The following is a 16,624-nucleotide window of genomic DNA, read 5'->3' on the forward strand; positions in this document are numbered from 1 at the left end:
TTTATAATTTTTCAGAAACTCGTTGGTTCGGCTAATTAATCTTGTAAGCTTAACCTTTAATCTTTACCTACTAGGCTTGTCACCTACCTAAGGTAGCTCATTCAAGACTCAAAAATGGCATTTTTTAGCGCATCCTAACACAGTTAGCAATTAGCAATGCACCGAGTCAGTAATATTTCAGAAAACTTAACCCCACGAACTCGTATTTTAAATGTTAGCATTCTAAATGACCATTCTATGCATAGCAACTTCCTAATAGAAACCACAAATGTCATCAACCCTGCCGCTTTCAATATCGCGCATTTTTTTAAAACAAATGCAGAATGGGTTTACTTTTAACACCCCCCCTAAAAAACTCTTAAAAAAACCTTAAGGATTGAGAGATATACTAATTAAAAATCGAGTTGGAGCTTTTATGATTCCTAGCAAAAAAGACCCCATACTTAAGAAATATACCCATCAATTTCAGATCCTTAATCGTTTTTCCAATTTTATCGCCAATACAGGCTTAAACAGTACAACTAAAGAAAATGCCTACAAGGTTATAGATTGTCTAAAATTTATTAAGATTAATTTAGACTTTATTGGTTATGCGGTAGAACATCGGAACGATGATTCTATCTATACCTATGCACAAGACAAATCAAAAGGGGTTATCCGAGATTTCAAGGATACCGCCATGCATTTTAATAGCTATTCTTCTACCCAGCAGGTCCAATTAGGATTAAAAGATCTTGTTGAACAATTTGAACAGGCTATAGAAGCTATGGAAAAAAAAGACGAACTTGACGCTTTTGCAAAAAAATTACATTTCGATGGGGATGTTGGGTGTATAGAGGCAAGAACCGCTGCCGCATTATCCTTTGCTGCAATTCGCTTAAGTAGCGTCGTTCATTCCTTAGATGAACGAATGGAAGAATTTTATTCCCTCTCACAGGATGAAAATGATCCTAGCAGTATAGTCAATAAAGCCATGGACTTTTTTAAGCCATGGATGGGACAACAAGCTATTTGGGGAAATAATGAATATGTGATTAATTCAGCTTTAATTAAGCGGTATCTTATTGAGATACTGGTAGTTAATTTGCCCGCTGAACTTATCTTAAATGAATTAAAAGAAAAAGGAGCAAGTCCACAGCACTTAGCCCTTATCGAAGGTATTAATTCTCAAGAATTAACACAAGTATTATTAACTCCAGAATATGGACTTAAATTTTTGAAAATAGTGAGTTTAAATCATGCTTCAGAAATTATTTTAGCATTACTGCATAAAATAGACAGCGCAACCATTAAAAAATTATTTAATGCAAATTCACCTTTTTTTAAAAACAAGTTTCTAAATTTTTTGCTCAAAAATCATTCCGCTACGGTGTGTGAAACATTATTCGAAAAATTAAGTGAGCAAGGAATCAATCATTTTAACCCTCAATTCAAAGAAATTTTACTGCAACGCTTTAAAAAAGCGATTAAACCCTCATCCTTTATTATATTTGTCCTGATTAAGGATATTATAAATGAGCTAGTCGAAAATCGAGTAAAGATTGGGATTTTTTGTCTGATTGGATTGAGCTTCATTTTACTCACGGCCCTAGCAGTCATTGGCATTCCTTATATTCTACCCATCCTATCAATTCTATCTGTATTTTCTTTGGGAATTTTTCCTATTATCGGTGTTTGTGTAGCACTGCTGATGCCTTTAGTAGTAGACTTTTTCCGTATTGTCATTAATCCCCTTGAAAGCATCTATAAGTTCCATAATTTAAGACAAAATCTCCTGAATAATGTTTTAGCTTTACAATCCACTCGTTTGTTAGCATTATTTTTTTCTAATTTTTCATCACAACAACTTAAAACGCTGAATTTTCCTTTGATTGACTTACAAAAACGTTTACCTGATTTATTATTTACTTCCAACCTCTCAGTTGCTCCAGAAATAGAAGATACTTTTTACCAATATTGGTACTCAAATTCAACACTCCGATCGCTACTTATCGATAATCAACACCCATTGTTAGCGCAATGTATTGATGATTATTTTGAAGGGAAGTTAGCTAAACCGCATACAAAAATAATTCTTTTATTTGAAGAATGTTTGATTCAAAAGGCCAAAAAACAAGTTTTATCGTATAAAGAACAAGCATTTTTAGAGGATATCAAACAAGAAAACCAAGTCTTTCCTCAGAAAAGCTTAGAAGAAGTTTGGCTATCGGGTGTAGAGAATTGGAGTTATTATCGCTATTTAAGACAAAATGGTGATACATCTACACAAATCCTACTTGATCGTTTACTCTTCAAGGATAAATTATTTGGTGGAGGTTGGAGCAATGAGAGTTTCACTAAATATCTACACGATTACGGGTTAAAGCAAAAAGAGGAGCAACAAGGGCTTGAAACAGCAAAAAGCTGTATTGCAACTAATAATGGATTAGCTAAAGTGATTCAACCCAACAATTGGGGATTTTTTATGAGGCAATTAGCAAATCCAAACCACCGAGAGTCTTCATTACGTCGATCAGTGCCAGTAACCAATGAGACTAAGAAATTTGTTCATTTAACGGGTGAAGTTATTTCTTATCAAAAGGATAGACATCCAAAGCCAAAAGCAAACTATTCTCATACGAAAAAAACTTCAACAACCCTACTTTCTCCGCATTTATTAACGTTTCTATTTCGTACGGATGGAGGACTCTTGTTTGATCGGCAACAATGCCAGGTAAAAGCATTACTACTGGCCAATGCCACCACTTACGAGCATGAATGGGTAGGAGAAGAAACTAATGTTAACAACTATAAAACTTTTATACAAGGTATTAACCAAACAAATGAAGAAAGCTTTATAGCAGAAATACAAACTAATAGTACAATGAATGAAGTATTGGCAAAACTAAACAAAGAAGCATTACGCGCAATTATTATTCAAAGAAACACGCCTTCAGAACGTTTGAGCGCTATTCAGCGCCGAGATGAAATAGAATCTAAATTTTCCATCCGTTTACCCATCCTATTTTATAAGCCTGCACACAGCAGCTTAAATGTATATACTGCAAAAGAACAAGAACATGATCAACATCATCGTGAAATAGAAAACATACCACGGGGTAATCGTTTATGGATAAACCCTTAAGCTCTCTAGATAAACCGAGATAACTTACCGATAAGGAGCATCTTCTTTCCTTTCTTCTGCTATCTGCTTCTCATACTTATCACCAATAGCCAACAATTTTTCTTTGGTCATAATCTCTTCGCCACGATTTTCAAAATGATAATGTGGAATATTGGTCTCGACGATAGCATCGACTGGACAAGATTCTTCGCAAAATCCACAATAGATACATTTGAATAAATCGATCTCATATAAGGTCGTACGCCGTGAACCATCATCACGTGGCTCTGCTTCGATGGTAATCGCCAACGCCGGACAAACGGCTTCACATAATTTACAGGCGATGCAGCGTTCCTCGCCATTAGGATAACGACGTAAAGCATGTAACCCGCGAAACCGGACTGAACGGGGTGTTTCTTCTTCGGGAAATTGTATTGTGACCTTTTTCTTAAAAAAATGTCGCCCGGTCACACCCAGTCCCTTAAAAAGTTCCCAGAGTGTAAAAGTTTTAATGAGTTGTACTATTTTTCTTAACAATTTCATGCGCTAAACCAAGGGCCCCATTTAAATTGTACGGCGACAGCAACAACCGCTATCCAAACTAAAGTAACTGGAATTAGCACTTTCCAACCCAAACGCATCAATTGGTCATAGCGATATCGAGGAAAGGTCGCGCGCGACCAAATAAAAAGTCCTAAAAAACCAGCCATTTTTATAAAAAACCAAATGATACCAGGAACCCAAATCAATGCCTGGTTTAACACCGCAATACCTTGAAAAGGTGATAGCCAACCACCTAAAAATAATAAACTAGCAATCGCCGAGATTAAAATCATATTCATATATTCAGCGAGAAAGAATAAAGCAAAACTAACGCCTGAATATTCAACATGGAAACCTGCCACGATCTCGGATTCGCCTTCAGCTAAATCAAAAGGTGCGCGATTAGTTTCAGCAATTCCGGAAATCCAATAACAGACAAACAGCGGTAATAATGGTAGCCAAAACCAATGTAAAACTCCCCCTTGTTGACGCAACACAATATCATGTAGATTCATGCTACCCGCCGCTAATAAAACGCCCACAAACGAAAAACCCATGGCAATTTCATAAGAGATTGTTTGCGCGGCTGCGCGTAATGAACCTAATAAAGCGTATTTCGAATTAGTTGCCCAACCCGCGATTAAAATCCCATACACACCTAATGAAGTAATCGCAAACAAATACAACACACCCGCATTAATTTGCGTTAACGCTAGGCCTTCGCCAAACGGTATAACGGCCCAAGCGGCTAACGCTGGGGCGATGGTAATAATGGGAGCTAAAATAAATAGATAACGATTCGAAGCGGTTGGAACAATAATCTCTTTGGTAATTAACTTAACAACATCGGCAATCGGTTGTAAAAAACCTAAGGGTCCCACCCGATTCGGTCCAATTCGGGTCTGCATATAACCAATGCCTTTACGTTCAATAAAGGTTAAATACGCAACCATCAGTAATAAAGGAATAGTAATGACAATAATCTTAATCAGGATCCAAATTAATAAGAGTAAATCATTCAGCATAGAGATTAACTACTCCAAATGATTCACCTAAGGCAGTGGTTTCTTCACAACCTGCGGCAATATAAACGCAATGATCAGGAATACCCGCTTGTATCGATAAAGGTAATAAAGCCTGCCCTGCTCCTTGTTCAATACGAATAAATTGACCGGAAATAAAATTTAACTCTTTGGCTAATGCAGCATTCATGGCAACGGTGACCGGTTCGTTACTGGCTGAATGTTGTAAGGGTAAAGACCGACGTACTAAACTATCAACACTATAGATAGGCCATTCACTGATACGCGTTAGATGTTTCGCACTGGAGTGACTTTTATTTCTACCCTGTTGCCCACAGGACATACGTTTTTGTGTTACTTGTTTATCCAGCTGAACCACATTAGGAACGGCGAGATATTCTAATAATACCGGTTCTAATTCTTCACGAATAAACGCATGATCCGAGCAATTAAAATCGGCTAGTTCCAAACTATTGCCTAATGTCTGTAAGATTTCCCATGCAGAACGTGCTAAGCCTAGCGGCGGTATTGCTGCTGAAAAGGTTTGCCAACAACCCGCCGTATTGATAAAACTACCTTGAATCTCAGCAAATGTTGCCATCGGTAAAATAACGTGCGCATGATCGAGTAAGGATTGCGCTTTAAAAGTGGATAAAGCGAGTATAAAATCGGCTTGCTTTAATGCTTTACTAACACTCTGCGGATTAGCGCAATCTAAAGTAGGTTCGACATTCAATAAAATAAACGCACGTAAATCTGCATTGAGCATCTCAGCGGCGGATAAACCGGGTTCAGCGACGGATACACCGCAGGGAGCACGATGTGGTATAGCGCCGGCTAACCAAGCGCCTGCACTATTCGCACCTTCAGTCAAAGTCACACAGCGCGCCCCCGTTTGACACGCAATAAAATTAGTTAATGTTCTAATTAAACTGGCGTGTGGATGATTCTGCGCTAAGGCACCTAAAACAATCACCGCATTTTCTGAAGCTTTTAATTGTGCAGCTAAATCACTTTGACGAGTGTCGGGCGTGATTGCTACCAATGCTGCCAAAGATTGATTGTCATCCAAGGCTTTAGCAATACCCAATAAAGTTGGGACGAATTCTTCCGGACTCACGCATCGATTCTCATGCAATGTAAAAGGAACACGCATATCCACACAATTCAAACTGGCAATTTTTGTACCGGCTAAATTCGCTTTACGTAAACGCTGGGCTGCAATCGGTTGTTCACGCCGAATATTAGAGCCAACTAACCAAACGAAAGATGCTTTTTCTAATGCTGACAAAGTTAAACCAGGCGGACAGAGTGGTGCTTGCATTTGATCCGATACATCGGTTTGATGTAAGCGATGATCAATATGCTGAGTACCCAAACTACGCAATAATTTTTGGAAAAAATAAAATTCTTCGGTGGTACTCGAAGGTGAAGCTAAGCCTCCAATGGCTTGCGCACCCTGTTGTTTTAGAATTTTTTTAAATTCCAACACCACTTTCTCTAATGCGGTTTCCCAATCGACAATAAACCATTGTCCATTTTCTTTAATATGTGGTTTGGTCAAGCGTTCTTTACTATGAATACCGAGATAACTGTATCGATCCCGGTCCGATAACCAGGTTTCATTGATCGCTTCATTTTCTCGCGGTACTGCGCGCATGACTTGTTCGCGACGTGTATGTAAATAAATATTCGAACCCAAACAATCATGGGGTGCAATCGAAGCGGATTGTTGTAATTCCCAAGCACGTGCGGTAAAACGAAACGGTTTTGACGTCAGCGCACCCACGGGACAAAGATCAATAATATTTCCCGATAATTCGGATTCCAAACTGTGTTCTATGTAAGTACTAATTTGCAAATCTTCGCCGCGATTCAGTGTCCCTAATTCTTTAATTCCAGCAACCTCCTGACCAAAACGCACACAACGCGTACATTGTATGCAACGTGTCATTTCAGTGGAGATTAATGGTCCTAAATTGTCATCTTTGACAGAACGTTTACCTTCAGTAAAACGCGAAAGCGAGGAGCCATATCCTAAAGAAAGATCTTGCAGTTCGCATTCGCCACCTTGATCACAAATAGGGCAATCCAAAGGATGGTTAATCAATAAAAATTCCATCACCGAACGTTGCGCTTCTTTAGTTTTTGCTGAAGTAGTAAAAACTTTCATCCCCGCAGTAACTGGAGTCGCACAAGCGGGTAAAGGTTTTCCGGATTTTTCAACTTCGACTAAACACATACGACAATTAGCAACGATAGAAAGTTTTTTATGATAGCAAAAACGTGGAATATAAATGCCCGCTTTATCAGCCGCTTCTATTATGGTGGTATTTTGTTCGACGTGTAAGGTACGACCATCAATTTCTATGTCTATCATATTTCTTCTCGACAACTAATCGACTTCTTTCGAAACAAAGGAATTTGCTTGAGTTCGCGGCGAACGACTGGCGAGGACCGGAGTTTACTGGAGTAAATGAGGACCGAAGCCGGGTGTTCAACAATGAAATCAAGCAAATTACACAGTTTCGATCTAATCATGGGCATCACCTACTGGACACCTTTTATGTTCAATATGTTCAATAAAATCACTTCGAAAATGTTTAATAAAACTTTGCACGGGCATCGCCGCTGCATCACCTAAGGCACAAATGGTATGTCCCATAATCTTCCCTGCCACACTATCTAATAAATCCAGATCACTCATCCGCCCTAGCCCGTGTTCTATACGGTGTAACATACGCCACATCCAGCCGGTTCCTTCACGACAGGGCGTACATTGACCACAAGATTCTTCTTTATAAAAATGGGCAATACGCGTTAAAATTTTTACCATACAAGTCGTTTCATCCATGATAATCACCGCTCCTGAGCCCAACATTGAGCCCGCTTTAGCAATCGAATCATAGTCCATGGTGGTATTCCACATTGCTTCTGCCGTTAACACCGGCATAGATGATCCACCTGGAATCACAGCTTTCAAGTTTCTGCCTTCTTTCATTCCACCGGCAAGGGCTAATAATTCTTTAAATGAAATACCTAAAGGTACTTCAAAATTTCCCGGTTTATTCACATGCCCAGTCACACTAAATAATTTACAACCTCCATTGTTCGGTTTTCCTAATTCTAAAAACCACTTCCCACCTTTTTGTAAGATCACCGGGACGGAAGCTAAGGTTTCAGTATTGTTAATCGTTGTGGGTCGGCCATATAAACCATAATTCGCTGGAAAAGGTGGTTTAAAACGTGGAAAACCTTTTTTTCCTTCTAAGGATTCCATTAAAGCGGTTTCTTCACCACAAATATAAGCACCAGCGCCCAAATGGTTATACAGTTGAAAATCAAATCCAGAATCTAAAATATTTTCGCCCAAATAGCCTGCGTCAATGGCCTCTGCGATAGCGGTTTCACAACGCTCAAAAGGTTCATAATATTCACCGCGTATATAATTATAACCCACACTGGCGCCCATCACATAAGCGGCAATTGCTATGCCTTCAATCAATTGATGCGGATTAAAACGTAAAATATCTCGATCTTTGCAGGTTCCAGGTTCCCCTTCATCCGAATTACAGAGAACATATTTTTGACCCGGAGCACCACGCGTAATAAAGCTCCACTTTAAGCCGGTAGGAAACCCTGCACCACCACGCCCGCGTAAACATGAGAGTTTCAATTCAGCAATAATTTGTTCCGGTGGCGTTTTTTCCTTTAGGATCTTTTCCCAAACTTGATAACCACCCACACGCCGATAATTGGCTAGGCTCCATGGTTGGTCAAACTGTAAAGTACGGAAACAAATTTCATTCGCCATCTAAGTTATCCAAGATTTTATCTAATTTTTCGGGTGTTAAATCTTCATAATAACGTTGTCCGATATGGACTACTGGGGCGTTTGCACAGGCACCTAAACATTCAACTTCACGTAAGCTAAATTTTTCATCCGCTGTGGTTTCACCGAATTTAATTTGTAAGCGATTTTGCAAATGCGCTACGATTTTATCGCAACCGCTCAGCATACAAGAAACATTGGTGCAAACCCCAATCTTATGTCGACCTATCGGTTTAAGTTCATACATCGTATAGAACGTGGCCACTTCATAAGCAGTCACTCGTGACATTTCTAAGTAATCGGCCACAGCATCAATTAAGTCTTGGGATAAATAACCACTATTATACTCCTGTGCGAGCATCAAGGCGGGTAACACTGCCGACTGCCTACGATCCGGCGGATATTTCTTGGTCCATTTCTCAATAGCAATTTTTAAATCTTCAGATAATAGGTCGCTGTTGTTATTCGTCTCTTTTTTCATCGATCGATTTCACCAAATACGATATCAAGGCTGGACAGTATGGCGACTAAATCAGCAATCATATGTCCGGAAACCAATTCATTTAAAGCCGCCAAGTGCGGAAACCCAGCTGCGCGTATTTTAACCCGATAAGGTTTATTTGCGCCATCCGAAACCATGTAAATTCCGAATTCACCTTTAGGATGTTCTATCGCGGCATACGCTTCACCGGGCGGTACGCAATAACCTTCACTAAATAATTTAAAATGATGAATAAGTGATTCCATATCTTCTTTCATTTGCAAACGCGTCGGCGGTACCACTTTATGCTCGGTCAGTGTGACAGGACCTGGATTAGCACGTAACCAATTCACACATTGTTTTATTAATGCATTTGATTGACGCATTTCTTCGACGCGTACCAGATAACGATCATAACAATCACCTTTGCTACCTATCGGTATATCAAAATCTAATTCATCATACACTTCATACGGTTGCTTTTTACGTAGATCCCAAGCAACACCTGAAGCGCGTAAAATTGGACCGGTACACCCTAACTGTAAAGCACGTTCCGCCGTTAAAACACCAATGCCAACGGTGCGTTGTTTCCATATGCGATTATCAGTCAGCAATGTTTCATAATCGTCAATCAATTTAGGAAATCGCGTAATAAAACTTTCAATAAAGTCTAATAAACTTCCCTCTCGATTCGCATTCATCTCACGTGTTTCTTTTTCATTATGCCATTGAGAAGGTTTATACTGTGGCATTTTATCCGGCAGGTCACGATACACACCGCCCGGTCTATAATAAGTTGCGTGCATACGCGAGCCTGACACTGCCTCATAGCAGTCGATTAAATCTTCGCGTTCACGAAAGCAATATAAAAACACCGTCATTGCACCGATATCTAAGGCATGTGCACCTAACCACAATAAATGATTCAAAATACGTGTAATTTCATCAAACATAACGCGAATATATTGAGCGCGTTTCGGAGGCGTCACGCCTAACAATTTTTCTATTGCCAACACATACGCATGCTCATTACACATCATTGAAACATAATCTAAACGATCCATATAACCAATACTTTGATTATAAGGTTTAGATTCAGCTAACTTTTCGGTCGCACGATGCAATAAACCAATATGCGCATCCGCCGATTGGATAACCTCGCCATCTAATTCTAAGATCAGACGCAATACACCATGTGCAGCAGGATGTTGTGGACCAAAGTTTAACGTGTAATTACGAATTTCAGGCATGCAACATTCACTCTGGTTTTTGATGAAAACAGGTTAGGATATCTTCATTCGTGGTTTTGCGAATGGTTTTTGGCACTAAAGTACGTGGCGTTACCGTGACTGGTTGATAAATAACTCGTCCCTCGGTTGCATCGTAACGGACCTCAACATGTCCCGTTAACGGAAAATCTTTGCGAAAAGGATGGCCAACAAAACCATAATCGGTTAACAAACGTCGCAAATCTGGATGTCCATCAAAAAAAACACCATACAAATCAAACGCTTCTCGTTCATACCAATCAGCCGCTGGCCATAGTTTAATGACAGACGGCACTTGCGGTGGTTCACCCTTAGCAAAAACACGCAAACGTAAACGCTGATTATGTGTGAGAGATAAAAAATGATAGACCACTGCAAAGCGTGGTTTAGTCCAAGCAATGGGCTGCAAATCGCCGGTCGTATCAACCCCACGTTCAAAACCCGTTAGCGTGGAACGTTCAGTCGTCCATTCGCTGATGCCATACTCAGCATAGTCCACGACACAAATATCCACCAATAATTCAAACCTAAAATCCGCTTCATCACGTAATGTTAAACAAACGGCATGTAACTCCTCAGCTGCAATCTCTAAACTGATTTCACCACGCTCAACGGTTATTTCTTGAATAACAGAATCAAAGCGTTGATTGATTTTTTGAAGTTGCAGAACAGCGTCTGACATAGTTTAAGTACGCTCAATAAAGTGAGTTTTTTTTATTTTATTTTGCAATTGTATAACACCATACACTAATGCTTCTGCGGTTGGCGGACAGCCCGGCACATACACGTCCACCGGTACAATTCTATCGCAACCACGTACTACCGAATAGGAGTAATGGTAATAACCTCCACCATTTGCACAGGATCCCATCGATATCACCCATCTAGGTTCTGCCATTTGATCGTAAACCTTACGTAAAGCAGGAGCCATTTTGTTACATAAGGTCCCTGCTACAATCATTACATCAGATTGTCGTGGACTGGGTCGAAACACGACGCCAAATCTATCCAGATCATAGCGTGCAGCGGCCGAATGCATCATTTCTACTGCACAACATGCCAAACCAAACGACATCGGCCATAAGGATCCGCTACGTGCCCAGCCGAGCAGCTTATCTAAGGATGTAATGACAAACCCTTGTTGTTGTAATAATGGTTCTATTCCCATTGTAAGGCCCCTTTTTTCCACTCGTAGATAAAACCTATCAATAATAAACCCAAAAAGATCCCCATCGCTAGTAATCCAGGAAAGCCGATGCGTCTTAAAGAAACCGCCCAGGGAAATAAGAAAGCGGTCTCTAAATCAAAAATAATGAATAAAATCGCCACGAGATAATAACGAATATCGAAAGGCAAGCGCGCATCGCTAATACCTGGAAAACCGCATTCATAGGAAGATAACTTTGCTGGATCCGGACGTTGCAAGCCCGTTAAGCGCCCGATTGATAAGGCCGCCACACCAATAAATAAGCCAAAAGCAATAAAAATGAGTATGGGGAAATAATTCTGTAACATAGTTTTATCGTTACCTGAGCAATTTTGTCGCTAGTATACAACCTTCGGCGACTAAAATTCTACATGCATATTATTTCTACTCGGTAGGATCGCTATTGACATGTACTAATAGAGATGACGATCGTCATTTTCTAACGTAAGAAGATAACTAAAAATGTAACCACCTAACGGATAAACTCCCTAAAAAAGCAAATAAATTTAGGGTTGTTGCAAAGACCGCGGTAACAGTTCCCATAGGAGCTTTTGGAATTTCTATCGCTACACGATTGAGTGAATAAAGAATAACTCCCGTACTTAAGGCAAATAATAAAAGACTAGTCATCACTATCAGCAGCTGATGTGGTAGATACAATAATGTCATAAGACTGAAAAATAAAAAACCTGCCGAGAACACTAAACCATGGTGAATAATTTGATCCAAAGGAAACTTTAATAGAGAATTAATATTCACTCCAATAATAAATACCCCATAAAACAACATTTGCAACAAACCGAAGTTCAAGAGACTGAGTTTCAAATAACTAACTAAATAAAAAGGGCTGATAGTGTTCCAAGCCATGAGTGCAGCAAACAACACACTAAAAGCTAAGGTATAAATCCAAAAATAGGCACTAGTAACGATGGATCGATAATCCTGGATAATTGTTTTTATTTTCAAATTTTCGGGTTTATTTCTTTTGTCTTGTGGCATAAAAATATAGAGAAGGATCAAACTTAAACTAGCCATCACGATTAAAATAACAAATAAGCCTCGCCAATGCATCACACTCAATAACAGACTACCTAACATTGGTCCTACAGCGGGTGCCATTAATGTTATACTGCCCATCCAAGAGATCGTCTTAATAGCCGATTTTGTATCTAAAAGTTCGTGAATGATGGCATAACCTGTGACTAAAATGGTACTAGCCACGCACCCTTGCATAAACCGACACGCTAAAAACCATGTGATTGATGTGGTAGTAGCACAGACTAGAGTGGCCAATAAGAAAATTAAGCCTCCTGATAATAATACTTTTTTTCGTCCATAATGATCAGAAAGTGGCCCTAAAATGACTTGTAAGGTTGATGCGCCAAGAAACCACAAGGCAACACTTAACTGTGCCGTTGCATTTGATACGCGAAAGGAATCTTTTACTAACGGTAAGGCCGGCAAGAAAATATTATTAGCCAAGTACAAGGGTAATTCATAAAGAATTAAACTAATGGGAAATAAAATAGATATCTTTTTAGCACTTGATGACATTGGAATTATTTGCTCAAACACAAGGTTAATAATCGGTCCAAGTATATTTATAATTTTGGATATTAGTAACAGTAAGCTAACCATCGTAAAACGGCATCCATAGTATCATATTTAATGCATTTTACTATGGCACCAACCATGAAAAACCCAAACCCACAGGCGGCCCACGAGAAGTTTTGGGAATTTCGCAAAACTATAAAGACAAAAAAACACCTTATATTTAAAATTGATTTTACAGCAAACCTTAAAAATTACCCGCGAAACTCCTGTTTTTATGTGATTGCTCTGTGATTCAATAAATGCTAGAGTGCGGAGAGTTTACGTTTTATAAGGGAAATAAAATGCACCCTGAAATGGATTTTTACTATGGGGATCCTCTCATTATCCAACCCTTTCTAGAAGATTTTGATATCGAATCATTTGAAAACGCTTTAAATCTCATTACTGATGGACAGTCAAATCCTCCCCCAGAGATAATTCAAATAAAACATGCCCTTAAAAGCTATTTCGAAGAATGTAATAATGTTTTTTTAGCCAGTGAAAGTATCCGACACTTTTTACTCCTATGTATACTAACGAGCTTGCTTGTTTCGATAATTTTGCTGGCAATCACGCCTGTGAGTATTCTTACTATTAGCTTAATTTGCTTTGAATCGTTGATAGTATTTTCGGTTAACTTTTTTACATTATATAAGCAGATGGAGGGATACGAACAAAAATCCGCTAAGGACGCGCTGCAAAAATGTAACTCAGATTACCAAAAGAAATTAAATTCAAAATTTTTTACGTTAAACTTAACTAACCTACGAGGACAAATTTCTAGTCCTAACTCTACCCCCTGTCTATTTCCCGCTCGAAAAATTCCACAAAATGCTGAATTCACACAAAATACAGGTGAACATTCATTAAATAATGATGAAAATCGTTTGACTCCTATCGATGAAAACTCCTATGAAAGTTTAATTGAATATAACGATTCCAACCATTTTCTTTCTAATACTTTATAAAAAGAAAATATTTTTTATCTTATAAACATGCTCTTTACAATCAATAAAGATAGCTTAAAATAAAGTTCAATTATATTTCTCAAAAATAATCTAATTGGATAATGACATGATGCAGAAATGGATCGTTAGTCGAGGCTTGTTGGTTTTTTTATTAGTGGTATTTCAATCGGCTTTCGCCAGTGATGATTGCGCATGCCATCCTCCTGTCAATTTACATAGTCAACAGTATATAATTGCTTATGGCTCGCTCATAGAAACCACATCAAAAAATGCAACTGATCCGCATAGCGGCATCAATAAACCGGTTTGGGTAGAACATTATCAACGCGGCTGGTTCTCTAAAGGCTTATCGGATGGGTTTAGTACTACTTATCTTGGTGTGATTAAAAGTAAACAAGCTCGCTTTAATGGCACAATTTTCAATTTACCTGCAAATTCATTCAAAAATTTCGACGCGCGAGAAAAATATTATTGTCGCGTCTTGGTTACACCGCACGATATTCACCTTTTAACTGGGAAAAAATTACCCCCAGGGCAGTTTTGGATCTATGAATTGAAACCCGATTTACTCGCTCCACCCTCTGCTCGCTATCCGATCGTCGAATCTTACGTCGATATTTTTTTAGCGGGCTGTTTAGAAATTGAAGAAAAATATCATTTACGAAATTTTGCTGCCGCGTGTGTCAACACCACTAGCGATTGGTCATTGAATTGGGTGAACGATAGAATCTACCCCCGCCGTCCTAACCTATATCAACCTCGAGCCTTAAGGATCGATAAGTTGCTGCAACATCAAATACCCCAATTTTTTCAGCAAATAAAATTAGAATCTTATGCTACTTAAGCAAGTTGTAAATTGAGTATAAATTTTTAAGCATTAAATCGATCGTTTCAGTAAGGAAAGACGCTGATAACGCGCCAAAGCTAATTCGATAAGCTGCGTTAACAGTTGTTGATAGGAAAGACCGGAAGCCGCCCATAATTTAGGATACATACTAATCTTGGCGGTAAATCCGGGAATGGTATTTAGCTCATTAAAATAGATTTTTTGCGATTGTTTTTCGATGAAAAAGTCAATTCTAGCCATACTTGAACAATCTAAGCAGTTAAATATTTTTATGCCTAGACGCTTTAATTGTTGCAATTGCCCCTCTTGTAGTGTGGCCGGAATAATTAATTCTGCGCCTTTAGGATCCAAATATTTGGCTTCATAAGAATAAAATTCATGACTAGGAATAATCTCGCCGACGCCGCTCACTAAAGGTTCAGCACCCCATTGCAGATTTTCCAATACCGCCATTTCAATTTCGCGGACTTCAAATGCTCGTTCAAACAATATCTTAGTACTAAAAGTAAAAGCCAGTTCAATGGCATCTACCAAATCATCTAATTTTTTTACCTTTGTTACGCCCAAACTTGAACCTGCATTCGCCGGTTTGACAAAAAGCGGATACGCTATCTCCCGCTCAATGTTTTGTATAAGTTCATCTCTCTTCATAGACCAGAGACCCGAATTTACGCTTAAAAAAGGCACGACGGGGATCTGAGCAGCAGCGGCTAAACGTTTAGCCAACTCCTTGTCCATACCAACAGCCGAGCCTAATACATCGGCACCGACATAAGCCAAACCTAAAATTTCTAACAAACCTTGTACCGTGCCATCTTCGCCAAAGCTACCATGTAACACGGGAAAAATGACATCAGGACGATGTTGGGTCGCTTGGTTTAACTCAGCTAAGTTTTGCAAACATTGGGCATTTTTAGTCTTTAGTACTATCTCATCATTAGCATACAAATGCTGCAACTCATTGATAAAACAACGTCCTTGTTTATCAATACCGATAGGAATCACTGTAAATTTATTTTTATCTAAATTTTTAATCACTGAAGCTGCGGATAATAAGGAAACTTCATGTTCGGCCGATCGACCGCCATATAGGACTGCCACGCTAATTTTTTTAACTTCTGCCATAAAAACTGTTCTCTGAAATTTAGAAAGGGGAGGAATAAGAATTCATTTTTTATGAGTATTTACTAAACAAGATTATAAGTAGTTACTATTCTAAATAAAAGCTAATTTAAAAAAAACTAACTAAGCAGTGCTTGAACAAATCTTTTTAATGATTGATAATGCTTACGGCTGTTCTTTGAAAAAAATGCTGCTTATAAAGTCAAATTTTCAAAACAGTTATTCAAATAAAAATAATGTGGAGAAAGTATGCCATTAAATTATATTCCAATTTTCAATAACATCTTTAAAACTGGCGGTAACTTAACCAATAAACAGGACAATCCCACCCAGATTGAACTCACTTCACTTATACAAGGTGATTCACCCCCTACCAATTATGGTAGTACATCTAAAACCGATAATTATGACGATACATCTAAACTCGTCCTCAATCCAATTAAAGTAGGCACTCTTTATCGTCTTCCTCTTTCTCACCAATTATGTCTTGAAGGTAATTCTGATAAAAAAGAATTAGAAAAAAACCACGTTGTGCTCAAACAGTAAAAGTTATAGCAATAAATAAAGACGACTATTATTTAAGAAAAAAACCCGCTAATCGCGGGTTTTTTTTGAGACACGGCAGTTTGGCAATGCCC

15 protein-coding genes are annotated in these 16,624 nt (G+C 38.7%); 4 read left to right on the plus strand and 11 right to left on the minus strand.

The window, feature by feature from the left end; all coding sequences use genetic code 11:
• Positions 1 to 415 precede the first annotated feature (415 nt).
• Positions 416 to 3,124 carry a hypothetical protein gene (locus AAHI99_RS04020; RefSeq protein ID WP_342227023.1) on the plus strand — a complete coding sequence of 903 codons (2,709 nt, stop codon included), beginning with the start codon at positions 416 to 418 and terminating at the stop codon, positions 3,122 to 3,124.
• Positions 3,125 to 3,148: 24 nt separating this feature from the next.
• Here the strand turns inward: AAHI99_RS04020 and nuoI are convergent, their stop codons facing one another.
• The 10 genes from nuoI to AAHI99_RS04070 form a co-directional block, all read right to left on the minus strand.
• Positions 3,149 to 3,646 (minus strand): NADH-quinone oxidoreductase subunit NuoI, encoded by a 498-nt coding sequence (nuoI, locus tag AAHI99_RS04025; RefSeq protein ID WP_342227024.1) that lies wholly within the window; start codon positions 3,644 to 3,646, stop codon positions 3,149 to 3,151.
• Complete coding sequence (nuoH, locus tag AAHI99_RS04030; RefSeq protein ID WP_342227025.1) at positions 3,643 to 4,671, minus strand: NADH-quinone oxidoreductase subunit NuoH; 1,029 nt, start codon at positions 4,669 to 4,671, stop codon at positions 3,643 to 3,645. Before nuoH ends, nuoI begins: the two co-directional genes overlap by 4 nt.
• Positions 4,661 to 7,048 (minus strand): NADH-quinone oxidoreductase subunit NuoG, encoded by a 2,388-nt coding sequence (gene nuoG / locus AAHI99_RS04035; protein WP_342227026.1) that lies wholly within the window; start codon positions 7,046 to 7,048, stop codon positions 4,661 to 4,663. The genes nuoH and nuoG overlap by 11 nt, the downstream gene beginning before the upstream one ends.
• A 153-nt stretch (positions 7,049 to 7,201) precedes the next feature.
• Positions 7,202 to 8,482 carry an NADH-quinone oxidoreductase subunit NuoF gene (gene nuoF / locus AAHI99_RS04040; RefSeq protein WP_342227027.1) on the minus strand — a complete coding sequence of 427 codons (1,281 nt, stop codon included), beginning with the start codon at positions 8,480 to 8,482 and terminating at the stop codon, positions 7,202 to 7,204.
• Positions 8,472 to 8,981, minus strand: a complete 510-nt coding sequence (gene nuoE / locus AAHI99_RS04045) for an NADH-quinone oxidoreductase subunit NuoE (protein WP_342227028.1) — start codon at positions 8,979 to 8,981, stop codon at positions 8,472 to 8,474. Before nuoE ends, nuoF begins: the two co-directional genes overlap by 11 nt.
• A complete protein-coding gene (locus AAHI99_RS04050; protein ID WP_342227029.1) occupies positions 8,978 to 10,231 on the minus strand; it encodes an NADH-quinone oxidoreductase subunit D in 1,254 nt (417 codons plus the stop codon). Before AAHI99_RS04050 ends, nuoE begins: the two co-directional genes overlap by 4 nt.
• Before the next feature lie 7 nt (positions 10,232 to 10,238).
• The gene (locus AAHI99_RS04055) at positions 10,239 to 10,931 is read right to left on the minus strand and encodes an NADH-quinone oxidoreductase subunit C (protein WP_342227030.1); all 693 of its coding nucleotides are present in this window, start codon (positions 10,929 to 10,931) and stop codon (positions 10,239 to 10,241) included.
• Positions 10,932 to 10,934: 3 nt separating this feature from the next.
• The gene (locus AAHI99_RS04060; protein ID WP_425288703.1) at positions 10,935 to 11,417 is read right to left on the minus strand and encodes a NuoB/complex I 20 kDa subunit family protein; all 483 of its coding nucleotides are present in this window, start codon (positions 11,415 to 11,417) and stop codon (positions 10,935 to 10,937) included.
• Positions 11,408 to 11,764 carry an NADH-quinone oxidoreductase subunit A gene (locus AAHI99_RS04065; RefSeq protein WP_339049511.1) on the minus strand — a complete coding sequence of 119 codons (357 nt, stop codon included), beginning with the start codon at positions 11,762 to 11,764 and terminating at the stop codon, positions 11,408 to 11,410. Before AAHI99_RS04065 ends, AAHI99_RS04060 begins: the two co-directional genes overlap by 10 nt.
• A gap of 148 nt (positions 11,765 to 11,912) precedes the next feature.
• On the minus strand, positions 11,913 to 13,010 hold the full coding sequence (locus AAHI99_RS04070) for an MFS transporter (RefSeq protein WP_342227031.1): 1,098 nt from the start codon (positions 13,008 to 13,010) through the stop codon (positions 11,913 to 11,915).
• A gap of 341 nt (positions 13,011 to 13,351) precedes the next feature.
• Here AAHI99_RS04070 and AAHI99_RS04075 point away from each other — a divergent pair, with 341 nt between their 5' ends.
• Together AAHI99_RS04075 and AAHI99_RS04080 are read left to right on the plus strand one after the other, a co-directional pair.
• A complete protein-coding gene (locus AAHI99_RS04075; RefSeq protein ID WP_342227032.1) occupies positions 13,352 to 14,017 on the plus strand; it encodes a hypothetical protein in 666 nt (221 codons plus the stop codon).
• A 106-nt stretch (positions 14,018 to 14,123) separates the two neighbouring features.
• On the plus strand, positions 14,124 to 14,861 hold the full coding sequence (locus tag AAHI99_RS04080) for a gamma-glutamylcyclotransferase family protein (RefSeq protein WP_342227033.1): 738 nt from the start codon (positions 14,124 to 14,126) through the stop codon (positions 14,859 to 14,861).
• A gap of 33 nt (positions 14,862 to 14,894) precedes the next feature.
• Here the strand turns inward: AAHI99_RS04080 and AAHI99_RS04085 are convergent, their stop codons facing one another.
• Complete coding sequence (locus AAHI99_RS04085) at positions 14,895 to 15,989, minus strand: D-alanine--D-alanine ligase family protein (RefSeq protein WP_342227034.1); 1,095 nt, start codon at positions 15,987 to 15,989, stop codon at positions 14,895 to 14,897.
• A 246-nt stretch (positions 15,990 to 16,235) separates the two neighbouring features.
• Between AAHI99_RS04085 and AAHI99_RS04090 the strand changes: the two genes are divergently transcribed.
• Positions 16,236 to 16,532, plus strand: a complete 297-nt coding sequence (locus AAHI99_RS04090; protein ID WP_342227035.1) for a hypothetical protein — start codon at positions 16,236 to 16,238, stop codon at positions 16,530 to 16,532.
• The last annotated feature ends 92 nt before the right edge of the window (positions 16,533 to 16,624 follow it).

Origin of the sequence: Rickettsiella endosymbiont of Rhagonycha lignosa (assembly GCF_964031165.1) — a bacterium.
In the GTDB taxonomy this organism is placed as follows: domain Bacteria; phylum Pseudomonadota; class Gammaproteobacteria; order Diplorickettsiales; family Diplorickettsiaceae; genus Aquirickettsiella.